Consider the following 23,744-nt stretch of genomic DNA (forward strand, 5'->3'; position numbering starts at 1 on the left):
AGGACGAACCTGCTCATTTAAGCTGCTGATGATTCCGGAAAAACCCTTGCCAAGGATCATTGCCGCCGATCCTCCGGAACGCTTCTGCCATATTGACGCCGTCGGGTGCCACTGTGTCCAATTCATCCCACCCAATGGGCATGGACACCCCGGCCCCTTTTCGCGCTCTGACAGAATAAGGGGCAATGCTGGTAGCGCCTCTGCCGTTGCGAATCCAGTCGATAAAGATCTTATTGGTGCGCTTGGCCTTTCTTACATTGCTTGTGTAGCGGTCAGGCCACTTCTGCTCCATCACTTGGGCAACGCGCTTGGCAAAATCGTAAAACCCATCCCATGAGACAGCCGGTTTTAAAGGGACGACCACATGGTACCCTTTACCGCCGCTGGTTTTGAGATAGGAATTCAGGGAAAGTTCGCTGAGAATATTCTTCATATCCCGCACACCCTGGCGCACCCTGCTCAGATCCATTCCCTCATCCGGGTCCAGATCAAAGACCATCAGATCAGGCTTTTCCAGCTCATCTACCCGGCTTCCCCAGATATGAAATTCCAGGGTGCCCATTTGCGCTTCGGCAATCAGACCGGTTGAGTTCTCAATATAGAAGTAGTCATCCGTTTCTCCGTTACTGGAGGAAACAGGAATTGTGACAATTCCCTGGCTGCCCGGACCGGGATGTTTCTTATAGAAACAGGTCTGGGAGATGCCTTTGGGACAGCGCACAATGCTGAGGACCCTGTGGCTCACATAGGGCAGCATGCGCTCCGCTACCTGAGCGTAATACCGGATCACATCCCCCTTGGTGACTTCAGGGTCGGCAAAGATCACCTTGTCCGGGTTGCTGATCTTGATTCCTTCGATAATGAGGCTGTTGGCGTCGGCTTTCATAGGTCTCCCCGCTTCTTTAGCGGACGATATTTCATCGTCCGCTTTTTCCCTTTTTATATCCTTAGGATTTTTATCCCTCCGCAGGCCTTTGAAGCTCGCCTGCCTTAGCAGATTATCTTCGGTCCACTCAGCAAATTTAATTTCCGCCACTAATTCAGGTTCAAGCCAGGTGATCTTTTCATTGGACCTGGGCTTGGGCGCGAGTTGGAAAGGGGGCTCCGTTCTCTTTAAACCCGCAAATTTTTTCTCCAGCTCTTTCATGTCGGCTTCCTTCAGGCCGGTACCGGCCCGGCCGGCATAGACTAATTCCCCGCTTTCATAGACACCCAGGAGCAGGGAACTTACTCCGCCGGTCTTTTTATGGGAAAGGGTATAGCCTCCGATCACAAATTCCTGCCTTTGATCGCATTTAAGTTTGATCCAGTCGGCGTTTCTTGTTCCGCTGTAGACGGAATCGGCTTTTTTACCAATGATCCCTTCCAGGCCCGCCTTGCAGGCCGCAACGAAACTTTCCTTGCCTTTTCCTCTGATATGCCGGCTGTAATGGAGATTTTTGGGAGCATCCTGCATCAAGGCTGCCAGGGTCTCTTTCCTGTCAATCAGACGGTGTCCCCGGAGGTCCGCTCCATCCAGGGCCAGAAGATCAAAGAGGATATAAGTCAGGTTTTGAGCCTGGGGGTTTCTCATATAGTTCTGGAGAGCCTGAAAATCCGTCTTGCCCGCTGGGTTCGTGATGGCCATTTCGCCGTCCAGAATCATCGCCCTTCCCTCAGCCCAATCCCTGAGGGAAGAGGCCACATCCGGAAACCGCGTTGTATAATCATGGCCGTTCCTGGTAACCAGCCGGACGCTGTTGCCTTCAAGATACGCCAGTATCCTGTAGCCGTCGTATTTCAGCTCATAGAGCCAATCCTCACCCACAGGAACCCTATGGACTAGTTTAGCCAGCTGCACAAGCGTACTGCTGAAGGGGTTCCGCACGATCTTTTCGTCTTCCCCTTCTTCAATTTCCCTCATAGTGCGTCCGGTTCTGATGCTGGTGTTAAACCCGGAAATCCCATCGTCAGTTTTAGTATACTCATCTTTTTCTTTAAGCAACAGCCAGTTTTCCTGCTTCTCCCCCGCTTTTCTTTTCAAGCGCACCAGAGCCCACTTTCCCTTAAGCCGTCCTCCTTTCAGAACAAACTTCAGCATCCCTGCACGGAGTCCCTCAGCCACATCCCCAGAGGGTTCCCAGCAGCCTTCATCCCAGAGCATGACCACACCGCCGCCGTATTCCCCTTTGGGAATCGTCCCCTCAAAGTTCCTGTATTCCAGGGGATGCTCTTCTACCTGTATGGCGAGCCTCTTGTCCCGGGTATTATAGGAAGGGCCCTTGGGCACTGCCCAGCTCAAGAGAGCCCCATCCCATTCCAGGCGGAAATCGTAGTGATCTCTGCGGGCTATATGGTGCTGGACGACAAACCTTAGATCCGCTTCGGCTATTTCTGTTATGCCTTCCGGTTCTAAGGTTCTGGCAAAGTTTCTTTTCTGGTTGTACTCGTTGAGTTTTGCGGTCATAAAATTACTCCGGTTCTTTCTCTTTTTTGGCCTTTTCGATGCCGGCTTTGAGGGCCTCCATGAGACCGGTCACTTTGACTTTAGTAAAAACAATTCTGGGCTTATTGTTTCCAATTGAATTATATGTATCCGATATCCGCTTTTCAAAATTACATATCTGTAGTTAGACTATCTTTAGCAGCAAGGCGGAAAAGCTCACCTTTTGCGGAATGTCTTGCCAATAATTAATATTTCCATGTTATGAAGGATTTTCCTCTCTTCTGTCGAAAATTAAGTTGGTGGAATGGGGGAGTTATCTTGGATGAAGAAAAACTCATTGAAGTTGGAGTGTTTTATCAAGAGTTAAATAATATAATAGGATCAAATATCCCATTGAAAAAGATATATCGTTCAAAAGGTTTACTAGCACATTTAATAAGGAGAAGTCACTTTAATTGCTTAAAACATATAGATGATATTCCTGCTATTATTAATAATCCTGATTATATTGGAATTAATCCTAATGAGCAGGGCTTTACCATTGAATTAATAAAAGTGTTCAATAAAAATATATTGATAGGAATAAAATTAGACCCTGATAAAAATTATTTATATGTTTCTACAATGCATGAAATTCAAAAATCCAAACTCAACAGAAGACTATATAGTGGAAGAATTATAAAAATCACTGACTACTAAATATCAATATTGACGATATACATCAACTGATGTATTATAATTATAGGAAGTGAATACAATGATTGTATAGGATTATCGAGGTCGGAAATGGTTCCCGACACACTCGAAAGAGTACCTGAGATGATGGATACACCGCCCATCCGATAATCCTTAGCATGTTTTTAAAAGACCTCTCTTGAAGGGGTCTTTTCTCATTCCCAAAATTAACACGAAGAACAAAACAGACCTACATATCTATATCCAAACCGTTATTAAAACAAGATTAGAGTACGTGAGCATCTTCAGAAACTACGATTATGCCCTTTGGACTCTTCAGCATCCCTGCACGGAGTCCTTCAGCCACATCTCCGGAGGGTTCCCAGCGGCCTTCATCCCAGAGCATGACCACACCACCGCCGTATTCCCCTTTGGGAATCGTCCCCTCAAAGTTCCTGTATTCCAGGGGATGCTCCTCTACCCTCCACAAAGCCATAGGACATGAATCCCCTCCCCTGGCTTGGATTCATGCCCTATAATTCAGAACGCTCTATAAAATTACTGAGCGAATCAGCCAACAGCCGGGGCAGCCGATCTCTGTTTTCCCGGGTTACGGTAAGCAGAGCCACCTTGGCGTGCTCTCTGATTTGGTCCGTCCAGCCGCTGCTGGCCAGCTTAATGACACCGAGTATGGGCTTGGCACCATCCAGGGCAGCCAAAATCTCCTGCTGAAATACCAGAGCTCTGCTCTCCAGACTGCCGCATTCATCCATTAAAATCAAGGGCGAATCCAAGTCAGCCCTGGCCCCACGAATCAGCTGGGCCCCATACCTGTCGAACCTTTCGATTATAACCTCCGGCGGACGCCCTGCCCGAAAACGCACAACAGCCTTTGCTTCATTAAACGTCTGGGGCTGAGCTGCAGAATTCAGGTAAAGCAGCCTATCCGAATTAGCCCGGTCAGGTCCGAAGTAAGTCCGAAAACCCTGAGGGGTAATCTTTAATAAATCCAAGGTCTTGTTAATGACTGTGCTTTTGCCGATCTGGATTTCGCCGGTCAGAAAAATATGCACTCCTCACAGACCCCCTTTAATCTCGAACACCCCAAAGGATTTCAAGCGGGGAATGACCCAGGGTAACTGAGAGTCCCCGGTTGCTTTGAGGGACTCCTCCAGAAAACTGCTCAAGTCCTCGGGACTGATTGCCGGGCAATGGGTCCTGACAAAATCTTCAGCATCAGCCTGGGAATGAAAGGGCTGACCAAATTCAAAGGCGGCTTCCCTGAGAACATAGTCCATCCCTTTCTCCTTGAGAACCTCCTCAACCTTTTCAGCGGTATTCTTAGAAAATTTCCGGTATTTTTCCGGGTACAGCTCTGATTGCTGCTGTTTCCCCACCACAGCAATCAGCTCACGGCAGTATGGGAGGAAATTTTCAATCTCTCTGCTGCCGAAAAAACTAATACAGATGACATCCCACTCCCCCTCCAAGTCCCGGCAGTCCATAAGGCGAGGCTCAAGGTTGCCAATCTGCCTGGCCTCTATATTTTTCTGTAAAGCCGCCAGCGCATTCGGGTTAATATCCAGACAGGTGATGCTGCCGATGCTTGAGCTGAGCTCCAGATCCAAGAGACCCAGGCCGCAGCCGATGTCGCAGAGAGTGGAATAACCTTGCAGCATAGGAGCAATCAGTCCCGCCACCTTCCCGAAAAACCCTGAATAGGCGTTGGCCTCCTCATACCAGCGGATGGTTTGGGAATTCCATTCAAAATTCATGATCCTGCTGCCTTTCCGCTTTGAAAGCCACCTTTTGCCCCGCCCTGAAGATCTTCACCTGTTCTGCCCCGGCGGCCACTCTGAAGGCTTGAGCATTGTCTTTAATGATAAATCCGGACAGCTCATCAATCCCATAATCAAACAGCTCCGAGGCTAAAGGGGTCCCAGGCCCCACCAGGCTGACCCGGGCAGCCTTTCTCGTCAGTTCCAGAAGCCGGGGCAGAGTCTTGTCTACCAGGGCTGTGCAGGTAAGGTAGGCATAATCCGCTTCGGGAAGCAGGTATTCACAGGCCGGCATCGGGTAGTCCCCGGCTAAGGGCTCCCATTCAATGATGGAAAAGTCGCAGACCGGTTCAAGAAGATTCTCCAGGTAAGGAAAATGGCCAACCACCACAACCCTTTTTCCTTTGACTTCATTCTGAGACATGATAAAGGGATCATAGCGCCGGTCTTCCACGCGTCTGGCATCGGAAAATTCCACACCCTTGGCTCTGGCCACCTGAGGATTGTTATAGTAAGCGTTCAGGGCTGCAGCACCCAGAGCGGCCTCCATCAGGTTCCATGATTTTACACAGGCCGCCACCTCACGCAGGGGCGATCCCAAGAGATTTTTGTTGAACATGGGCATCCGCTGATCATAAGGCCGTCCCGCAGCCACCCCGGAACCTTCTCCGCTGCGGACATAGGTATAGTGGTACCCGCAAACCAGCTCATCCACCCGATAATCTTCGGGTATCCCTCGGATTAAGGCGTCATATAACTCCCACATCTGTTTACCTCCTTTATCAATATTTTTCATCCTCTGGTGCTGCGTCAGCGGCATGGGACGGCTACTATATAATGGCGTCTCTCTGAAAGTTCCTCTATATAGCTTTGTAAATGCGGTTTAAGTCATTATGAAATTGATTCAGCCACTTACTAAGTTACTCAGAAAAATCACGCCCCAGGTGACTCGCTGAGATCCTTCTTATAGATTACTTCCCCGGCCCGCAGAGCATTGCGCAGCTTTTGCATGGTATTATCGAGATTTTCAATGATTCCCAAACTCTCCTTTTCCTCATCGGAAATCTCGATGACCTTGGCGATCCCCCCGTTTTTAATAATGATCCGCTTATGAGCGCTCAGGGCCAAAAGCGGGTCATGGGTGGAAACAAAAATGATCTTTTCCCGTTTGGCCAGCAGAGCAATGGCCTGCCGCCGGTTGATTCCGGCATTTTCAATCTCGTCGATCAAGATAATGGGAGAGTCACTCATATAAGCGGTGTCCGCGATCATCAGGGCCCGGGATTGGCCTCCGCTGAGCTGGGTTACCAACGTATCTTCGGAGAATTTTTCCCCGGCCAGCTGATTGGCACACTGAAAACAGATTTCCACCACTTCCCTGACATTGGGAGTAAGCCGGCATTTGGCATGCATTTCCAGAAATTCACGAACCGTCAGGTCCATGACGAAATTCATATTCTGGGAAAGCTGGGCCACCAGCTTCCCTTCCATCTCGAAGCGCTGAAGATCCTCCAGTTCGGCCCCATTGACCAGGATTCTCCGGCCGGTGAGGGTATCTCCCTGGGCCAGGCACTCGATGTCATTAAGCAGCCGGCTTTTCCCTGAGCCGGTGGGCCCCACAATGCTGATGATTTCCCCGGCTGAGATGGTAAGACTGACCGTTTCCGGTGCCTTGGCTTTATTCCAGCCGCCGATGATTGTCAGGGACTTTACCCCTTCCAGCACATTCTCTTTGGGGGTAAACTGCTCAAGAAATACACAAAAATCCTGTAAGGCCCCAAACCGGTCCAAGCCGAATTCAGCCAGGACTTCGTCGTCCACCTCCAGCAAGGCCTGGGAGAAAGTCAGCTCTTTCGCTAAATTATTCAGCCGGAAATTCGCCAGGAAGTCCCGGCCGATGGGGTATTCCTGCAAAACCTCCTGCAGGGATTTACTGTCGAGGAGGGTCATAAAATCTTGTGCCGTCATACTTCTTTAAACTCCATCTTCTTCATCATTCCCATCTGATAAGGGGTTCCGATTTTAATTTCCCCGGTGCAATAAGAGCAGATGGCGGCAGGGGTGGTGAAGCGCAGCTTCATATCCCTGAGACTCCGGATCTCTCCGGCCTCCTGCAGATATTTCGCCAGAATAAAGGCCCCCTGCCCGGTTATCCCATTGACAAAAATCACCTTAGCCCCTGAATTCACCTGCCGGATATTGAAGGCAAAGACCTCCCGTTCTGCCTGAGAAACAATATCCCCTTTGGTCACAACCACAATATCCGCATATTTGAGCATTGGACCGATTTTGCGGGGAGTATTGACTCCGGACAAATTATCAATCACACAGACCGCCGGAATCCTTTGAATATAAGGGGAACAGCGGTTGCAAAGACCTGCGCTCTCCGTAATGAGAAGCTCAAAACCAGACTGGACTCCCCATTGTACCGCATCTTCAATATTGCTTACGAAATAATGATCCGGACATACCTTTCCGGAAAACCCGGTTTGCACAGGGACTCCTGCCTCTTCATAGCTGAGATTGTCAAAGGAAGTCAGGCAGTCAAATTTCACCACCCCGATGCTGCCTCGGGCACGGTTCATACATTGGATCAGCTTAAGTATGACGGATGTCTTGCCTGAAGAAGGCGGACCCGCAACTGTGATCAGCTTCATAACAACCTCCTGCCGTTTCCGTCAATTTAGTTATGTTTGTTTTTATTATGTCGTTATTCATTATATTTAATTTATACATTTATCAGCCCCATGTCCAGTTTATTTATATTTGTTTTTATTTGTTTATTTTTGTTTATATTTACTTATGTTGGTTGACAAAGTTTTCCTCCCCTTGTATAATTTTTAACAAATCAGACGATCCCTTATCTTCAGCCGTCTTTCTTCTATAAGGACCCAATCCCTGCATGTTACTTTTGCATGTGCATTTTTAGAACAGATTTTTGAGAAGGCGGTAAACATATGGGGAAACTAAATCGGAATAACGTAGTGGTCTTGAGTCTGGGCATTCTGCTTATTTTCTCAATCATCATCTCCATTCGGCTTGGCCGCTACCCTATCCCTGTCCAGGAACTCCTGGGAATCCTGCTTTCGAAATTTTACCCCATAGAGAAATTTTGGCCCGAACAAGTTGAAATTGTTTTGCTCAACATCAGGCTGCCGCGCATCCTTTTAGCCTGCCTGGTAGGCTGCTGTCTGTCCGCTGCGGGCGCAGCCTATCAAGGGGTTTTTCAAAACCCTATGGCGGCTCCGGATGTCTTGGGCGCCTCTCAGGGAGCTGCCTTTGGAGCTGCTTTGGCGATCCTCTGTTACGGCAACAGCACCCTTATTACCCTTAGCGCCTTTTTCTTCTCACTTTTGACGGTGGCTTTAGTGTATCTGATCAGTCAGCGTACCAGAGGAAAAACCATTCTGGCTTTAGTTCTGTCGGGGATCATGATCAGTTCACTCTTCTCCGCAGGTACATCCTTTATCAAATTGGTGGCTGATCCTACCGATCAGCTTCCCGCCATCACCTATTGGCTGATGGGAAGCCTGGCAGGGGCAAAGTTCAGGGATGTTTTATTCTCCATAATCCCCATGAGTCTGGGGCTTATCCCTTTGCTTCTCTTGCGCTGGCGGCTGAATGTTCTCACTTTAGGGGACGATGATGCCAGGACCATAGGCGTCAATGCCCGGAAAATCCGCCTGTTGATTATCATCTGCGCCACCTTTGTCACGGCAGCCAGCGTATCCGTAAGCGGCGTAATCGGCTGGGTAGGCCTGGTCATCCCTCATTTGGCCAGAAAGCTGGTGGGAAACAATTTTAACCATCTTATGCCGGCCACCATGTTATTCGGCGCCATCTTCCTCTTGCTTGTGGATAATTTCTCAAGAAATCTCTTTACAACCGAAATTCCTCTGGGAATACTCACTGCTTTTATCGGGGCGCCCTTTTTCATCTATTTGATTACCCGAAAGGGGGAAAGCTTTTGAGTATTGAAGTTGCCAATCTAAGTTTCAGCTACGGGGACCGGCTTATTCTCGATGGGATCAGCTTTGTTGCCAGGGACAAGGAATTATTATCTATCCTGGGGCCGAATGGTACAGGAAAAAGCACCCTGTTTCGTTGTATCCTCGGGTTGCTTAGCAAGTATCAAGGGCAAGCCCTTTTGAACGGCATTGATCTTCGCAGTTTTGGAATCAAGGAAATGGCCAAGGTCATTGCCTATATCCCCCAATCCCACTATCCTTCCTTTAACTATACGGTCCTGGATATGGTTCTCATGGGCACCACCGTTCAGGTATCCGCTATTTCCAGCCCCGGCAGCAAGCAGCGCAAACTTGCGGAGTCTGCCTTGGAACGCCTTGGCATCGCTCATTTAAAGGAGCGGGGCTACACCCGGATCAGCGGTGGAGAACGGCAGCTGGTTTTAATGGCCCGGGCCTTGGTCCAGGAAGCCAGAATTCTGATCCTGGATGAACCTACTGCCAATCTGGACTTCGGCAACCAAATCCGGGTCCTCACTCAGATAAAATCCTTGACTAAAGAAGGGTATACCATTATCCAATCCACTCATAATCCGGATCAGACCTTTTTATTTTCGGACAGAGTCATGGCGATGAAGGATGGCAGGATTCTGGCTCTGGGCCCCCCCTGCCAGGTGTTTACCCAGGAGCTGATTCAGCGGCTCTACGGAATAGAAGTTGAGCTGCAGAGCCTCTACGAAGACAAAGCCAGAGTCTGTATTCCCAAGAGCATTATCGCAGAGGATGATCAGCAGCGGTTTTGCTCTTAACCTAAAAAAGTGAAGATTAAGGAGGACTTCCCATGAAAAAGAAACTTGTCGCAATGCTTCTGGCTGTTTGTCTGACCCTGACCATGACAACCGCCTGCGGCAAACTCACCGGCGGGCCCAGCCAGCCAGCCTCCGCGCCCGTCAATGACGCTGAGGCTGATAAAGCAACGGTCATTTTTACGGATTCAGCCGGGCGGGTCGTTGAGATCCCTAAGAATATTACCCGCGTTGTCCCTTCCGGCTCTATGGCTCAAATCGTCCTTTTTGCCTTAGCCCCGGATATGTTTGTCGGGCTTTCCGGGAAATGGGCCCCGGCAGCCGAGCCCTATCTTGATACTCAATACTACAATCTTCCCGTTCTGGGCCAGCTGTACGGAAGCGAGGATCTGAATCTTGAGGAAATCGCCAAGGTTAATCCTCAGGTTATTATCGACGTGGGGGATCCCAAATCCACCATCGTGAAAGATATGGATGCTCTCACGAAACAGGTGGGCATTCCCGCCGTCCATATCACCGCAACTACAGAAACCATGGGCGATGCTTACCGGATGCTGGGCAAGCTGCTGGGCAGGGAGAAAGAAGCCGAAGTTCTTGCTCAGTACTGCGAAGAAATCAAGAAAAATACCGCTGATATTATGAAAAAGGTCGGGGAAGACGGCAAAGCCAATCTCATCTATTGTTTGGGTGACAAAGGACTTAATGTCCTGGCCAAAGACTCATTCCACGCCGAGATCCTTGATCAGATCAGCAACAATGTGGCAGTGGTAAACGATATTTCCAGCAAAGGGACAGGAAATCCGGTGGATCTGGAACAGATCATCCTGTGGAACCCGGATGTGATCATCTTTGCTCCCGACAGCATTTACAGCACTGTTGCCCAGGAAAAGTCCTGGCAGACATTAAAGGCAATCCAGAATGGCAAGTATTACGAAGTGCCCCTTGGACCTTATAACTGGATGGGCTTTCCTCCCTCAGTCAACCGCTATATGGGCATGATTTGGATTACTCAGCTGCTCTATCCCGAACAAGCCCAATATGATCTCTATAAAGAAGCGGCCCGTTATTATGAGTTATTCTATCACTCCAAATTGACGGAGGCTCAATACAAGGCTTTGGTGGCCAATTCGATTTTGGCTGCAAAATAAGCCCTCCGGCTATGAAAGGCAAAGTTCGTTTTATAAAAACGTTATCGTTCCATAACCACAGCATCACAAAAATAGAGACATCACCGGCAACCTGAGCAATTGCCCGCATGCAATAATAACAGTTTGAGATGCCTTTACTCTTAATCTCTTCTTAAGTTGATGGTTGCGTTACCCCCTTCCCTAAATCGAATGGCCAAGTGCTTAGCACTTGGCCACTTTTGTACTTTGTTCCCAGGTTTTAATCATTGATTTGATCGTATCAATAAACCGAATTCTGCATTCCGTATCTTGGACGATTCTTTTTCTCAAGGCAAAACTAATTTCTAATTGTACACCTTTACCGGTACATCCTCTGTTACATATATTAGTGGCTCGTACACCACTATATTTTTGCTCACTTTCTTTTACCTGAAAACTGCTGCGTTGAAGTGCAATTCGCAATTCGTTACCTAATGTTAAATCTAAGCCGCCAATCATTATGAATTCGTCAATAGAATTTTTTAAGCCGTGAATAGTCAACACTATTTGGGCTCGCCGCAAACCTTTTAGCAGCGAAGGTTCATCAAAGTTATGACTTGTAATGTGAAGTTTCCGAACACCTGCATCCTTAATGCCTTCAAAAGCATACCACGCGAAATCATCCCCTGCTATCCATTGTGCAATTTCAGATGTATAGGGTTCAATGTTCCCGCCATGGGGAGCAATGATCAAGACTGAATGCCAATTATCGCTGGTTTTTATCTGATAATCCCGTCCTTCTTGCTCATGCAAGTTCAACTCCTGAAAATTCAAATAGGTATCAGGCATTTATAGTCCTCCTAAAACTTGTTGGTCCCTAGTCTTGTAATTCGTAAACCCCCACTCGTTACAAGTAGTTTGCCGTAATGGACTCCCGGCAGTTTCTCAAGTCTCCCGGCGGTCCTTCAAACAGAATCTGTCCGCCTTTGCTGCCGCCCTCAACCCCTACGTCAATAATCCAATCGGCATTGCGAATGACATCCAGGTTATGTTCTATGACAATCACGGTGTTGCCCTTGTCAACCAGACGGTCAATAATGGTCAAAATGCCGGTAATGTCGGACATATGCAGACCTGTTGTCGGCTCGTCCAGAATATAGATCCTGCCCTTTTTGCTTAACTCCTTGGCCAGCTTTAAGCGCTGGCACTCTCCGCCGGAAAGGGTGTCCAAAGGCTGCCCCAGGGTCATATAATGCAAGCCCACATCCACGATATACTTCAGCTTGTTTTTGATTTCTTTTTGGCTAAAAAACTCAACGGCTTCGGCAATGGTCATTGCCAGCACTTCAACAATAGACCCGTTATTGTACTTATACGCTGAAACCTCCTGCTTAAACCGTTTGCCGCCGCATTCCTCACAGGTGGTTGCGACTGAATCCATAAAGGAAAGATCGGTTTCTATATAACCCCGCCCTTTACAGGCCTCACAGGCACCCTCCGAATTATAACTGAATAATCCGGCGCTGACCTTGTTTTCATCCGCAAATAATTTACGGATTTGATCCATGATTCCCGTATAGGTCGCCGGATTGGAACGCAAATTGGCGCTGACCGCGGACTGGTCAACAATAACGGCCTCAGGATATTCTTTGGCAAAGACACCGTTGACGAGGGTCGACTTGCCTGAACCGGCAACCCCTGTCACAACCGTGAAAATCCCTTTCGGTATTCTTAAACTGACGTTTTTCAAGTTGTGTAAAGTACTCTTTTGCGTTTCAAAGAAATCCTGGCTTCTCCTTGGCTTACTCTTAACCGGCAGGCTCCTGCCCATATATTCGCCTGTCAGGGTCTGGGATTTCAGCAAGTCGCTATAGCTGCCCTCAAACATGATCCTCCCGCCGTTTGTACCCGCTTTAGGCCCAACATCGACAATATAATCGGCAACCTTGATCACATCAGGGTCATGCTCAACCACAATCACCGTATTGCCCTTATCCCGCAATTTGACCAGCAGTTCGTTAAGCCTGTGCACATCTCTGGGGTGTAAGCCGATGCTTGGCTCATCAAAAATATACATAACATCCGTCAAGCTGCTGGTCAGATGCTTGACCATTTTAACCCGTTGGGATTCCCCGCCGGATAAGGTGGATGTTTCCCTATCCAGGCTGACATAATCAAGTCCGATTTGAATTAAATCATTCAGCCGCTCCGTTAGATTTTTGATAATCGGTTTTACCTTATGATCATTGATCGTTCGGATTAATTCCAGCAGCTCATCTACCTGCAGAGCTGTCAAATCGGCAATGGAATATCCCATGATTTTCGACGCTAACGTACTTTCGTTATAGCGTTTGCCCCCGCAGTCATGGCATTGTTTTTCCGTTGTAAACGGTGCAATTTTCTTCTGTGATGCCTCGGATTTTTCATACTGGGTTTTGATATTCTGCCTGATAAACCGCTCGACCAGACCTTCATAAGTGGTGTTCATTCCTTCAACGATGGCCGATTTGATTTTTTCCGGTTGATGATAGACCAGCTTGTGGTATTCCTCCGGCGAATAATCCTTAATTTTTTTATCGCCATCAAAAAAGCCGGTTTCGGCATACATTTTCCACAGCCATGTACCGGGGGTAAAGCCCGGCAGCAAAATCGCTCCCTCGTTTAACGACTTTTCTTGATCCAAGGCTTTGTCAAGATCCAGGGTAACCATCCTGCCGATACCCTCACAGGTCTTGCACATTCCATTGGGATCATTAAAGGAAAAATAATGGGAAGGCCCTATCTGGGGCTCCCCGATTCGTGAAAACAGCAGCCTGAGCAAGGGATTAATATCCGTTATTGTGCCAAGGGTTGAGCGGGAGTTGCCGCCTATTCTCTTTTGATCCACAATAATCGCTAAGGATAGGTTTTCAATGGCATCAACATCGGGATGACCATACTTCGGCAAAAAACCCTGAATAAATTTGCTGAAGGTTTCATTCAATTGCCGGCCGGCTTCCTGGGCGATGGTTTCAAAGACAATGGATGACTTGCCCGAGCCTGACACGCCGGTAAAAATGCTTATCTTCTTTTTGGGAATTTTTAAACTGATATTCTTTAAGTTATTGGCACGAGCCCCGATGATTTCGATACACTCATGTTCCATATTCAGTCTCCTTAGATAGAATTGGGAATCCTCTAATATTATGCCATATTTCAGGCAAAAAAACAGAAGGAATACCTCTGGATTATGCAAGAACAGGCATCCTTCATGCTGTGAAGGATGCCTGTTTTCGTCACCCGGTGATTTCAATGTTTCGGTGGTTGTCAGCTGAGCAGGAAGAGAGCCTGGGTGTAAGTCAAATTCGACACTGGTGACGAATTTAAAGCTTATAAACCTCTTTTGCCATACGAAGAGCCACCCAGCATCAAGGTTTGAATACCAAACTCCATGGCGAGGGCCTAATCCAGAGAATCCTCACCATCACTTCCAGCTTCGTCCATTCATTGATAAATTGGATTTGTTAGCTTCATGTGTTCTGTATGAGAACAATTCTTTAATATCTTATTGTTCAGCTGACTCATGACCATCTCATAGTAGCGGCCCCGTTCCCTCATCAGGCTCTGATGATTGCCGGATTCAAGAATCTGTCCGTCCCCAATCACCAGGATGCGATCCGCATCCCGGATCGTCGAGAGACGATGGGCGATCAGAAAACTGGTCCGGTTCTGCATGAGACTGACCAGAGCTTTCTGGATAGCTTTTTCCGTCTTGGTATCCACGCTGCTGGTGGCCTCATCCAGAATCAAGATCGGACTGTCACAGAGAACCGCCCGGGCAATGGCGATCAGCTGCCGCTGCCCCTGGCTTAAATTATCCGTGGCTGCCGAGATTTTAGTCTCATACCCTTGGGGGAGTTTAGCGATAAAATCATGGGCATGGGCAATTTTCGCCGCCTTAATCGCCTCTTCCTCTGTGGCGTCATCGTTTGAGTAACGGATATTGTCCATAATCGTTCCGCTGAACAGGCTGGTATCCTGAAGCACAACGGAGAAGAAGCTGCGCAGGCTGGCCCGTTTGATCCAGGTAATCGGCACCCCGTCAATCTTGATCTCCCCACTGTCCGCATCATAAAAGCGGGTTAACAGATTGACAATCGTGGTCTTTCCGGCGCCGGTCTCTCCCACCAAGGCAATGACCTCACCGGGCTTGACCTGAAAGCTGACATTTTTCAGAATCGGTTGGGTCTTATCATAAGAAAAACTAACCTGGTGAAACTCAACCCCTCCGGCAGGATCTTTCATTGCCAGAGAATCTTCCTGATCCGCTGTTTCTTCTTCATAATCCAGAATTTCAAAAACCCGCTCAGCTCCCGCCAGAGCAGATTGGATGGTATTAAACATACTGGCCACGGAATTGAGGGGCTGAGCGAAATGCTTGGCATAACTTAAAAAACTGACCACGGTCCCTACGGTCAAGCCATTGCTGAGGGACAAGACCCCGCCGACGATGGCCACCACAGCAAAGATGAAATTATTGATGACATTCATCAACGGCATCATATAGCCGGACCATACCTGAGCTTTTTGGCTGCTTTCAGCTAAACCTCCGTTGATTTCCCCGAACTGCCGGATGACATCCTCTTGCCGGTTAAAGGCTTTCACCATTTTCAGACCCAAAATAGTCTCTTCAATGACCCCATTCAGGGCCCCGAGGCTTCTCTGCTGGGCCAAAAAGTAAGCCCGGCTTCGGGAGGCAATGGTTTTGCTTAATAAGGAAACCAGGGGCACACACAGCAAAACCACGAAAGTCAGGGGCAGATTCAGATGGATCATCACTGCCAGCGAACCCGCCAGAGTTAAGATACTGGAGATGAGCTGGGTGGTGGTCTGGGCGATGGTGGAACTGATATTATCCACGTCATTGGTAATTCTGCTCATAGTATCCCCATGGGAGCGGGTATCATAAAAGCCCAGGGGCAGCTTCTGCATCTTGGCGAAGAATTCCTGGCGCAGGGTATAAACCAGCTTCTGGGAGACCCGCAGCATCATGGCCCCGTTGATCAGATTGAGGAGCCAATTGCTCAGATACAAACCCAGGATAATCAGCAGCAGGGAAACCAGTCTGTCCGTATCCACAGTTCTGGCTGAGATGTGGAAGGTATCGAAGGTTTTACCCACATAATAGGGAATCGCCACGACGACCAAGGAAGAGACGGCCGTGAGAAAAACCGCCGCGAAGATGGTTTTAGCCCAGCGCAGATAGATTTTAACAATCCGCAGCAGGGTTCTTTTGGCATTCTTGGGTTTGGCAGTCGGAGCGAAACGACTGCCTCCCGCTCCCGGCCGGTTAATCAGGGCCGGAGCTTTGGGCTGCCGACTGCGAAATTGCTCTGCCATAGCTTATCCCTCCCTGCTGCTTTCGATCTGGGTATGATAAATATCCTGATAAACTTCGCAGGACCTCAGCAATTCTTCGTGAGTTCCCCAGCCCACCTTCCGGCCATTCTCCATGACCAGAATCTGATCTGCGGACATGGCTGTTCCGCAGCGCTGGGTGATGATAATGACGGTCTGCTGATCCTCTTGATGCTTCAGGTTTTCCCGCACTTTGGCTTCGGTTACGGCATCCAAAGCACTGGTGGCATCATCTAAAATCAGGACCGGAGCTTTTTTCAAGATAGCCCTGGCCAGGGAAATCCGCTGTTTCTGGCCTCCCGATAAATTGACCCCTGCGCTGCCCAGCAGACTGTCATACCCCTCCGCCATCTCCACGATAAAGTCAGCCTGGGCTTTTTCTGCGGCCTGCTTAAGCTGATCCGGAGAGGCATGCTGATTCCCCCAGCGGAGATTTTCCGCCACAGAGCCGGAAAACAGCATGGGTTTCTGAGGAACTATGGCTATATTGCTGCGGATTACGTCGCTGCCCAGCTCTTTGAGATTAGAATTGTCCAGGATGATTGCACCGCTGTCCACATCGTAGAAGCGGAGCAGCAGCCAGGCAATGGTTGATTTGCCGCTTCCCGTCGGGCCGATAATCGCCAGGCTTTCTCCGGGATTCACCGTGAAGGAAAGCTCCCGGATTGCCGGAACTCCGCTGCCCTTGGGGTAAGCAAAGGTCACCTGATCAAAGGTGATCCGGCCCTGCAGTTTTCCGGTTGCCTGGCTGGGGGCGAAATCTTCCCCACTGTCCAGGACTTCCCTGATGCGGGCCGTCGAAGCCTTGGTACGCACGAACATGGTAAAAACATTGGTGATCATAATCAGGGAGATCAGGATCTGAGCCATATAGATGGTAAAGGCCGTCATATCCCCAACATTGGCCAGGTCCCTCATAAACAATCTGCTGCCCAGATAGATCACTGCCGTGGTTCCGACCCCGACGACCAGGGTTAAAAAAGGCGTGATAAGGGTAATCACCATTTGAGAGGATATTCCCCGCTGCCTTAAGTTCCGATTCTCCTCGTCAAACTTTTCGATCTCCTTACCGTAAGTACCAAAGGCCTTGACCAGCCGGACCCCGATTAAATATTCCTGCACCTTCAAATTGACCTGATCCATAGCCATTTGCAGTTGATAAAATCTGGGATAGCTGAGTTTCATACTGATATAAATCAAGAGGGTAACCACAGCTACCACCCCATAGATAATCAGACTGAGCCGGAAGTTCAGCAAACTGGCCAGGATAATACTGCCCAAGCCGGTCAGGGGGGCCTTCAGAAAAATACGCATAATGCCATTGACGAACTGGACGATTTGGGCAGTGTCATTGGTCATTCTGGTGATCAGGGAACCCGCTTCGATTTTATCCGCACTGTCTTCTGAAAAAGAGATGATTTTCTTGAATAAGTCTGACCGTAAATTCGCCCCCATTCTTTGGGAAACATGGCTGGCTAGAATATTTCTGGTCACGGCAAAACAAGCCCCGATCAAGGTTACAGCCAGCATCAGGGTGCCCCAGTGATAAACCCCGCTCAGAGAGCCTTGTTCAATTCCGTTGTTTACGATATGGGCCATCAGGGTAGGGCCCAGCAAATCGCAGACTGCTTCCAGGGTTACACACAAAACCCCTGCCAAAAAGGGCACTTTGTACCTTCTGAAATAATTACGGTATAACTTCATTAGTTTGACCTGCTTCCGTCATGTCCTCAAAGGAAGTAGCTTTTCAATCCTCTTCTTTTATTATATAGGAAATGAATACTGAAATCATGACTATTCCAAGGGTCCTGATTTCAGTATTGTAACCTAGCTTAAACAAAACAAAAACCTTCCCTAACAATAACGTTTCGGAAAGGTTATAAGTTTTTGCTTTGTATCTTGCCAACTCAAGGGTTTTGATTCTCCGGATTTTCTCATTCCGCTGTCCCCGGATTCTCAATTCTTTGTGAAAAACAAACACTCTTCCCTTCTTCAGCATAATATAGACTATCAAAACAGAAGGGTAATTCTTAAAATGATTGCTTTAAACGATAGAACCGCTATCAATAAATTTGAGTTGGATTTAAGCTTGGTCAAAGATGAACGAATAAGCGATATTCTTTTTGTTATTGCTTCAATAATAGCCTTAATCTCAACTTACCAAGCTGAGAAGGAAATAATTGCTAAGGAATTTAATAAAGAATCCATAGCGGATAATTCTGCCTATACTATTGCTGCCTCAAGCTGGACATTCTTTATAGGAAGCATCATTTTTACTTATGTGTCGGTCGCCAGGTACTGCCAAATTGCAACTGATGATCCTGATGTTTCTCCTTTAACATTAAAGGGCGGAAAATATTCTGTAGTTGGAAATATCATTAGCGTTATTGGCTTTTGCTTAGTCGCCATTGGCGACCAATTAAAGGCAAATGCTTCTTCTTCCAGTGGGCCGGCAACAATATCTCGATAATTTCGGAATATTGGGGGTCGTCAAGCTACGGTGAATCTTTTTACCTTATTTTTAAGATCTTCCGCCGCATTATTCATCTGCCGGGCGTTGGCAGCTATTTCTTCCAGCGAGGATGTTTGCTCTTGTGTAGCTGCTGAAGCCTCTTGGGTAGAAGCGGCGCTCTCTTCCGCTACTTCGGCAACGCTGTTCATCGTCTGTACCACGTTTTTAACTTCCCGGCCAAGCCCAATCGCGGCCAAAGAGATGCTGCCCGTTTCCGTCATAATCTTTTCGACGGCTCCTTGGATATCGCGAAGGGAATCTTGGGTTTCATTAATCGCTGATTCCTGAGCGCTCACAGCTTGACTTGCCAGCAACACTTCCTGCTCGGTTTCAAAAATCCCTTTCAAGATTTCCTGGATCAGACCGGCAATTTCCTGGGTAGCAACCGTGGACTTTTCCGCCAGTTTGCGCACTTCTTCGGCGACGACTGCGAAACCCCTTCCTTGCTCCCCTGCTCTGGCCGCCTCAATAGCCGCATTCAAGGCCAACAGATTAGTTTGAGAAGCAATATCGTTAATAACATTGACGATCTGTCCGATTTCATCGGATTTATTGGCCAAAGCATTAATTTTATTAACCACGCCCGTCGAAGCTTTTTTGTTTTCTTCCATGGCATCAAATTGGGTAGCAATGGCCTGGAATCCTGTTTCCATGGTTTTATGGGTTTCCCCGCTGACCTTAACCAGATGGCCCGTACTATTTTTTATCGCTATAATTGCCTTATTGATTGCTTCAATCATATCTGTTCCTTGTTTTACGGACAAGGCCTGGGTATTGGCACCTTCGGCCAAACGAGAGATGGTTACAGCAATCTCTTCAGCAGCCCTGCTGGTTTGATCAGCATTAGCCGCCATCTGCTCTGTAAAAGCGCTTACTTGGCCTGTGGAGCTGCCAATGCTCTTAACCAATCCTTGCATTTCTCCTACAAACAGGTTAAAATATTTGCCCAATTCACCAAGTTCGTCTTTGGATTGCTCCTGAACTCTTATGGTAAGATCTCCTTTTCCTTCGGCTGCCCCTTTCAGAACAGCCAGTATCCCCCCGAGCGGCTTGATAACCACTCTCCTGACAATCAAAGCCAGGGCAAGAATAAGGAAAACAGCTAAAACTAGAGAAGCCAGTCCTATTTTTTGGGTTGTCTCCCCTACCAGGCTATTGATCAATCCGGTATTATCACCAATGAACATCATGCCGGCAATTTTATTGTCTACATCGACCACGGGCAGGTAAAGAGCACTATATTCGATGTCTCCGATATTGGATTGACCATAATATATTTGTCCTTTCTTCAGCACCTGATCTGTTATTTGCTGGCTTTGCAGTCTGGTTCCAATAATCCGCTCCCCTTTTTCATCCAGCAATGTCGTCATTAACCTCTCATCACCACTGAAAACAGTAATTTCCGAATTAAACAATTTCTTGAACCTGTCGACAAAGGCTTCGCTGGCAAATACATAGCCGGTGGAAATAACTCCGGTAATGTCACCGTTGGCATTTCTAAGTGGACAACCCGCCCGGATAGAAAGCCCGACCTCTTTTCCTTCTTCGATCCCAACATTTTTTTCTCCCCGGACGGCCTTCTGAATATTGATTTGACCGGCAATACTATCCCCGAATTTCTCCGGTTCATGAGCCCTGACAAAAACGTTGCCTTCTAAGTCCGTAATCAGAAAATAGTCCAGTCCGAAAGACTCCATTGCCAATTGTCCGAGTTCAATAGCCGTCTGGCGATCGTTCGCCTGATAGGCCTGGAGCAGATCGGCGGAACTTTCAAACCAGTCCGCACCATTCAAGGCCTTTGTTTTCATTGTGTCTATTTCTGATTGAAAAGCATCTGCTTTTTTGTTTAAATTCTCCTGATAAAACCCGGAAAGGTTTCCATTAATACTTCCGTGAATGCTGTATCCTAGAAGAAAAACCACTGCAGCTACCACGGCAACCACGGGGATAATTATTTTTTTACTTAAACTCATGTCACAACTCCTTATCTGCACTCCAATACTTCAAAGCCTGAAAAGCCGCCTGAAGGATTGTTCCCTTCAGGCGGCTATGCCTTTCTAAGTGACCATGTTATTCCAGCAAGTCAACTCTTCTTTCATTCTTGTCTCCTCCCCATCGTTTCGATTACCTGAAATACTGTCCACGTTGATCTTTCCAGACGGCTAGATGCCGTTTAAAGCAAACGACTATGTATAGTACTTGATTATGATTATCAATATCATTTAATAAGTAAATATTACCACTAGGTTTTTGTTCTTGTCAATATGTTTTTTCCTAATTTCAGGCAAACCAGGGGTGTCGCAAATCACTATCTAATAGCTTTGCGACACCCCTTTTAATTGTAAGCTATGCTGGGTGTAGCTCAAATTCGGAATCGATTCCGAATTTGAGCTGTAATCAAGCAGTGATCCTCTATCATCAGTTGATGATAGGCTGAGCTTTTTCATTTTTTACAGCATACAACAAATGGTCTGCCGCAATCAGGGCCTCTGTTTCTGATTCAAAGTCGCTGAAGGAAACAATACTGGTACTGACTCCCGCAGATTCTTCATAGCGTTTGACATAAGTATAAAATAAAGCGCTGACATTATCTAAAAGGCCAACCAATTCATCTTTTGGACCAGAGTAAATAATTGCAAATTCATCCCCTCCCCAACGGCTGACCACCTGCCGGTTCAGATCAAAATGTTGTTTTAAAAGTCCGGACAATTCTACCAGCACTTCATCTCCTCTATGATGGCCATGATTGTCGTTGATTATTTTAAAGTGATCGAGATCCAGCAGTACCAGGTAAGTGGGCTGGTCTCTGCATTCCATAGCCTTCTCCATCGCTTTATTGAACATTCTGCGATTGCATAAACCCGTCAGTTCGTCATAGTTGGCGAAAAAAACGAGTTTTTGGTTAACCCGTTCATATTCCTTGGCAAATCGAAGCAGAATCAAGAAGGAGGCAGAAATCAACAGGGGGATCTGAAACATGCTGTCAATTAATTGACTTGAGTCGGCGTACACGGGAATCAAATCAGGAAAACAAAATTCCAGCATGTAAAGGCTTATAAATACTGTGATCAGCATAATTACCAGAAAAATACGTTTCCATCCCGAGAAAAGATAGGTGATGGAAATCAGCAGCAAAAAAATATAGCCAACAGCATTATTCTTGCTGCCGCCTGAATCTATAAAGGCAAAAGGCAGGAAACAGCCAATTATAAATATGAACACTCCGAACATATGGCTCGTGTATTTTGGGCTCTTTGAAAATAAAAAAGCAATGGTACAGATCAAAAAAAGAAATACCCATTTATAATTGATGATCGCTGGGAAGCCCCCTATATAATTCCCAACAATACTAAAAATAGCTAAACCTGCACCTGCGGCAATAATCGTTCTATATAGACTCAGACGGATATCCAATGGTTGGGAGCCTCCTGCTTCGCTGTGCATATTTTCTTTAAGCAATCGTTTTACCTCCTAACCAAAATCCTCTTGACGAAAAGCGGCAGGCTTCCCAGCTGCTCGTTCGCGAAAAAAGTGAAAATCTTTTGGGCTCCCCTGTGGGGAAGGGGCAGCAAGAACTGTTTCATGGCATACCCCGAAAAACGAATATTATTATTAGTTCGACATGATTTGATAAGTCCCCTTTGAAACATTGGGAAATATTTAGCTGCCCTTCATCCTCGACTTCAATGTTAATTTGCCTTGCAACCTCAGTGATATCTGGATAAAAGGTAAAGCTCTTTCTCTTATTCCTTTAGTGCTGATTTGCTGTGAAAAGTTACACGTGTACTCTTCTTTCTGCCATAAAAGAGAAAATTTTTATCCTCCCACTATTGTTTATTAAACAGTAGTTCTATATACTAAACCTAATTCTATACTATTTAATAATCCGTAGAGGAGGGATTCACCATGAAACAATCCGAATACCTGCGGGAGCTGAAGGAAAACCTTGAGGGGAAACTGGCACCGGAAACAGTAAAGGACATTTTGGCTGATTACGAAAGTTTTTTCCTCGCCGGCAGAGAAGAGGGAAAAACGGATGATGAAATATCCGATGGACTTGGATCGCCTGCTTTTTTGGCGAAATCATTACTTGAGGGGCAAGCGGCAACTGAAAATGGACTGACGGTTAAGCCTGATAAACACATTGCCCATCCGGGCCGCCGCTTGTGTGCTTACTTGATTGATGCTGCCATCGCCTTCCTGCCGGTTCTGGTTCTCACATCTTTCTTAGGAAGCGCCATTATGTCCTTTTATATGTTTATTTTCTATCCCGCTCCCCTCTCCGGAGCCTCCGTTTTTTTGAGCTATGCCGCCTATGGCGAATATAAAACGACTGAGAGCTATCCTGTTGAAGTCCAAGTGCAACCGGAAACCAACCGGGAAATCGTCCGGGAAGGCGGCTCTAATCCTGAAAGGGTCCAAAAGGACTTCCCCAAACCTACTGCGGTTAAAATTGCCGCCGCCTGGTTTGCCCTGGCCTTTTATTTGCTTTATTCTTTGGTGGCCACTCTTCTCTTCCGAGGACAAACTGTCGGCAAAAAACTGCTGCGCCTTAAAGTACGCCGTTCGGATACCGGTCCGGTAAGCAGCGGCAGTATTTTTCTCCGCGAACTATTGATGAAAACTGTGATCAATTCCATTCCTCTGGTACCGCTGATCTCGCTGGTGACGATTTTATATAGCGAAGAGCATAAAACGCTCCACGACATGCTGGCCGATACCATTGTCGTCAATGTCTAGGAGGTCTGCACTATGGATACCCAAATGAAAAAAGGGATACTGGAAATGTGCATCCTGTACCGGCTGAAAGATAAGGAGCTTTACGGGTACGAGCTGATGAAATCGATCCGTCAGGTTTTTCCTGATGTTTATGAGGGATCAATCTATACCATTCTCCGCCGCTTAAACGCCACAGGCCATACCCAAATTACCCCCAAAAAATCAGTAACCGGCCCGGACCGCAAATACTACAGCCTCACCCCGGCGGGTTTGGAATATTTAGGCCAGATGCTGGCCGAGTGGAAAGAGATCCTGGACAGTGTATCTGCCTTGGGAATTCAGATTTGAAATGAGGTTATCG

At 47.3% G+C, this 23,744-nt stretch carries 19 protein-coding genes and 1 pseudogene; 7 read left to right on the forward strand and 13 right to left on the reverse strand.

Features of this window, described 5'->3' with window-relative positions:
* Nucleotides 1-13: 13 nt before the first annotated feature.
* Nucleotides 14-2,446 carry a DNA ligase D gene (gene ligD / locus DESYODRAFT_RS17160; protein WP_007785010.1) on the reverse strand — a complete coding sequence of 811 codons (2,433 nt, stop codon included), beginning with the start codon at nucleotides 2,444-2,446 and terminating at the stop codon, nucleotides 14-16.
* 297 nt (nucleotides 2,447-2,743) lie between these two features.
* On the opposite strand from ligD, the gene DESYODRAFT_RS17165 reads away from it, so the two are divergent.
* Nucleotides 2,744-3,124: a PBECR3 domain-containing polyvalent protein gene (locus DESYODRAFT_RS17165; protein WP_007785012.1), complete on the forward strand. Its 381-nt coding sequence runs from the start codon at nucleotides 2,744-2,746 to the stop codon at nucleotides 3,122-3,124.
* A 310-nt stretch (nucleotides 3,125-3,434) separates the two neighbouring features.
* On the opposite strand, the pseudogene DESYODRAFT_RS17170 reads toward DESYODRAFT_RS17165, so the two are convergent.
* The 6 genes and pseudogenes from DESYODRAFT_RS17170 to DESYODRAFT_RS17195 form a co-directional block, all read right to left on the reverse strand.
* A pseudogene (locus tag DESYODRAFT_RS17170) lies at nucleotides 3,435-3,584 on the reverse strand (DNA polymerase ligase N-terminal domain-containing protein); the annotation flags it as partial.
* A gap of 49 nt (nucleotides 3,585-3,633) precedes the next feature.
* The gene (locus tag DESYODRAFT_RS17175) at nucleotides 3,634-4,173 is read right to left on the reverse strand and encodes a nucleoside-triphosphatase (protein ID WP_007785015.1); all 540 of its coding nucleotides are present in this window, start codon (nucleotides 4,171-4,173) and stop codon (nucleotides 3,634-3,636) included.
* Between the two features lie 3 nt (nucleotides 4,174-4,176).
* Nucleotides 4,177-4,875 (reverse strand): class I SAM-dependent methyltransferase, encoded by a 699-nt coding sequence (locus tag DESYODRAFT_RS17180; RefSeq protein WP_007785016.1) that lies wholly within the window; start codon nucleotides 4,873-4,875, stop codon nucleotides 4,177-4,179.
* Nucleotides 4,865-5,644 carry a DUF364 domain-containing protein gene (locus DESYODRAFT_RS17185; protein ID WP_007785017.1) on the reverse strand — a complete coding sequence of 260 codons (780 nt, stop codon included), beginning with the start codon at nucleotides 5,642-5,644 and terminating at the stop codon, nucleotides 4,865-4,867. The genes DESYODRAFT_RS17180 and DESYODRAFT_RS17185 overlap by 11 nt, the downstream gene beginning before the upstream one ends.
* A gap of 167 nt (nucleotides 5,645-5,811) precedes the next feature.
* Complete coding sequence (locus DESYODRAFT_RS17190) at nucleotides 5,812-6,846, reverse strand: ATP-binding cassette domain-containing protein (protein WP_007785019.1); 1,035 nt, start codon at nucleotides 6,844-6,846, stop codon at nucleotides 5,812-5,814.
* Complete coding sequence (locus DESYODRAFT_RS17195) at nucleotides 6,843-7,535, reverse strand: GTP-binding protein (protein ID WP_007785020.1); 693 nt, start codon at nucleotides 7,533-7,535, stop codon at nucleotides 6,843-6,845. Before DESYODRAFT_RS17195 ends, DESYODRAFT_RS17190 begins: the two co-directional genes overlap by 4 nt.
* A 300-nt stretch (nucleotides 7,536-7,835) precedes the next feature.
* On the opposite strand from DESYODRAFT_RS17195, the gene DESYODRAFT_RS17200 reads away from it, so the two are divergent.
* From DESYODRAFT_RS17200 to DESYODRAFT_RS17210, 3 genes are read left to right on the forward strand one after another with little or no spacing between them, the layout of a single operon-like run.
* Entirely contained in the window at nucleotides 7,836-8,849 is a 1,014-nt protein-coding gene (locus tag DESYODRAFT_RS17200; protein ID WP_007785023.1) for a FecCD family ABC transporter permease, read from the forward strand.
* Entirely contained in the window at nucleotides 8,846-9,652 is an 807-nt protein-coding gene (locus DESYODRAFT_RS17205; RefSeq protein ID WP_007785024.1) for an ABC transporter ATP-binding protein, read from the forward strand. The genes DESYODRAFT_RS17200 and DESYODRAFT_RS17205 overlap by 4 nt, the downstream gene beginning before the upstream one ends.
* A 32-nt stretch (nucleotides 9,653-9,684) precedes the next feature.
* Complete coding sequence (locus tag DESYODRAFT_RS17210; protein WP_007785025.1) at nucleotides 9,685-10,797, forward strand: ABC transporter substrate-binding protein; 1,113 nt, start codon at nucleotides 9,685-9,687, stop codon at nucleotides 10,795-10,797.
* Between the two features lie 201 nt (nucleotides 10,798-10,998).
* Here the strand turns inward: DESYODRAFT_RS17210 and DESYODRAFT_RS17215 are convergent, their stop codons facing one another.
* The 4 genes from DESYODRAFT_RS17215 to DESYODRAFT_RS17230 all read right to left on the reverse strand — a co-directional run bounded on the left by DESYODRAFT_RS17215 (nucleotide 10,999) and on the right by DESYODRAFT_RS17230 (nucleotide 17,856).
* On the reverse strand, nucleotides 10,999-11,604 hold the full coding sequence (locus tag DESYODRAFT_RS17215; protein WP_007785027.1) for a poly-gamma-glutamate hydrolase family protein: 606 nt from the start codon (nucleotides 11,602-11,604) through the stop codon (nucleotides 10,999-11,001).
* Between the two features lie 58 nt (nucleotides 11,605-11,662).
* Nucleotides 11,663-13,900 (reverse strand): ATP-binding cassette domain-containing protein, encoded by a 2,238-nt coding sequence (locus DESYODRAFT_RS17220; protein WP_007785029.1) that lies wholly within the window; start codon nucleotides 13,898-13,900, stop codon nucleotides 11,663-11,665.
* 338 nt (nucleotides 13,901-14,238) lie between these two features.
* The gene (locus tag DESYODRAFT_RS17225) at nucleotides 14,239-16,134 is read right to left on the reverse strand and encodes an ABC transporter ATP-binding protein (protein ID WP_007785030.1); all 1,896 of its coding nucleotides are present in this window, start codon (nucleotides 16,132-16,134) and stop codon (nucleotides 14,239-14,241) included.
* Nucleotides 16,135-16,137: 3 nt separating this feature from the next.
* Nucleotides 16,138-17,856 (reverse strand): ABC transporter ATP-binding protein, encoded by a 1,719-nt coding sequence (locus DESYODRAFT_RS17230; protein WP_007785032.1) that lies wholly within the window; start codon nucleotides 17,854-17,856, stop codon nucleotides 16,138-16,140.
* Between the two features lie 331 nt (nucleotides 17,857-18,187).
* Here DESYODRAFT_RS17230 and DESYODRAFT_RS17240 point away from each other — a divergent pair, with 331 nt between their 5' ends.
* Nucleotides 18,188-18,622, forward strand: a complete 435-nt coding sequence (locus DESYODRAFT_RS17240; RefSeq protein WP_007785035.1) for a hypothetical protein — start codon at nucleotides 18,188-18,190, stop codon at nucleotides 18,620-18,622.
* A 20-nt stretch (nucleotides 18,623-18,642) separates the two neighbouring features.
* On the opposite strand, the gene DESYODRAFT_RS17245 is transcribed toward DESYODRAFT_RS17240, so the two are convergent.
* Together DESYODRAFT_RS17245 and DESYODRAFT_RS17250 are read right to left on the reverse strand one after the other, a co-directional pair.
* Nucleotides 18,643-20,637, reverse strand: a complete 1,995-nt coding sequence (locus DESYODRAFT_RS17245; protein ID WP_007785037.1) for a methyl-accepting chemotaxis protein — start codon at nucleotides 20,635-20,637, stop codon at nucleotides 18,643-18,645.
* A 445-nt stretch (nucleotides 20,638-21,082) separates the two neighbouring features.
* On the reverse strand, nucleotides 21,083-22,123 hold the full coding sequence (locus DESYODRAFT_RS17250) for a GGDEF domain-containing protein (RefSeq protein WP_007785040.1): 1,041 nt from the start codon (nucleotides 22,121-22,123) through the stop codon (nucleotides 21,083-21,085).
* A gap of 447 nt (nucleotides 22,124-22,570) precedes the next feature.
* On the opposite strand from DESYODRAFT_RS17250, the gene DESYODRAFT_RS26690 reads away from it, so the two are divergent.
* Both DESYODRAFT_RS26690 and DESYODRAFT_RS17260 read left to right on the forward strand, forming a co-directional pair.
* Entirely contained in the window at nucleotides 22,571-23,404 is an 834-nt protein-coding gene (locus tag DESYODRAFT_RS26690; RefSeq protein WP_007785041.1) for an RDD family protein, read from the forward strand.
* 12 nt (nucleotides 23,405-23,416) lie between these two features.
* The gene (locus DESYODRAFT_RS17260; protein WP_007785043.1) at nucleotides 23,417-23,731 is read left to right on the forward strand and encodes a PadR family transcriptional regulator; all 315 of its coding nucleotides are present in this window, start codon (nucleotides 23,417-23,419) and stop codon (nucleotides 23,729-23,731) included.
* Nucleotides 23,732-23,744: the final 13 nt, after the last annotated feature.

This window comes from Desulfosporosinus youngiae DSM 17734, assembly GCF_000244895.1.
GTDB classification, from domain to species: Bacteria; Bacillota; Desulfitobacteriia; order Desulfitobacteriales; family Desulfitobacteriaceae; genus Desulfosporosinus; species Desulfosporosinus youngiae.

Coding starts and splice junctions, on each gene's coding strand:
- DESYODRAFT_RS17180 (WP_007785016.1), bottom strand. CDS start 4,875: ATGAATTTTGAATGGAATTCCCAAACCATCCGCTGGTATGAGGAGGCC.
- DESYODRAFT_RS17220 (WP_007785029.1), bottom strand. CDS start 13,900: ATGGAACATGAGTGTATCGAAATCATCGGGGCTCGTGCCAATAACTTA.
- DESYODRAFT_RS17210 (WP_007785025.1), top strand. CDS start 9,685: ATGAAAAAGAAACTTGTCGCAATGCTTCTGGCTGTTTGTCTGACCCTG.
- DESYODRAFT_RS17190 (WP_007785019.1), bottom strand. CDS start 6,846: ATGACGGCACAAGATTTTATGACCCTCCTCGACAGTAAATCCCTGCAG.
- DESYODRAFT_RS17225 (WP_007785030.1), bottom strand. CDS start 16,134: ATGGCAGAGCAATTTCGCAGTCGGCAGCCCAAAGCTCCGGCCCTGATT.
- DESYODRAFT_RS17215 (WP_007785027.1), bottom strand. CDS start 11,604: ATGCCTGATACCTATTTGAATTTTCAGGAGTTGAACTTGCATGAGCAA.
- ligD (WP_007785010.1), bottom strand. CDS start 2,446: ATGACCGCAAAACTCAACGAGTACAACCAGAAAAGAAACTTTGCCAGA.
- DESYODRAFT_RS17200 (WP_007785023.1), top strand. CDS start 7,836: ATGGGGAAACTAAATCGGAATAACGTAGTGGTCTTGAGTCTGGGCATT.
- DESYODRAFT_RS17185 (WP_007785017.1), bottom strand. CDS start 5,644: ATGTGGGAGTTATATGACGCCTTAATCCGAGGGATACCCGAAGATTAT.
- DESYODRAFT_RS17245 (WP_007785037.1), bottom strand. CDS start 20,637: ATGAGTTTAAGTAAAAAAATAATTATCCCCGTGGTTGCCGTGGTAGCT.
- DESYODRAFT_RS17260 (WP_007785043.1), top strand. CDS start 23,417: ATGGATACCCAAATGAAAAAAGGGATACTGGAAATGTGCATCCTGTAC.
- DESYODRAFT_RS26690 (WP_007785041.1), top strand. CDS start 22,571: ATGAAACAATCCGAATACCTGCGGGAGCTGAAGGAAAACCTTGAGGGG.
- DESYODRAFT_RS17240 (WP_007785035.1), top strand. CDS start 18,188: ATGATTGCTTTAAACGATAGAACCGCTATCAATAAATTTGAGTTGGAT.
- DESYODRAFT_RS17195 (WP_007785020.1), bottom strand. CDS start 7,535: ATGAAGCTGATCACAGTTGCGGGTCCGCCTTCTTCAGGCAAGACATCC.
- DESYODRAFT_RS17230 (WP_007785032.1), bottom strand. CDS start 17,856: ATGAAGTTATACCGTAATTATTTCAGAAGGTACAAAGTGCCCTTTTTG.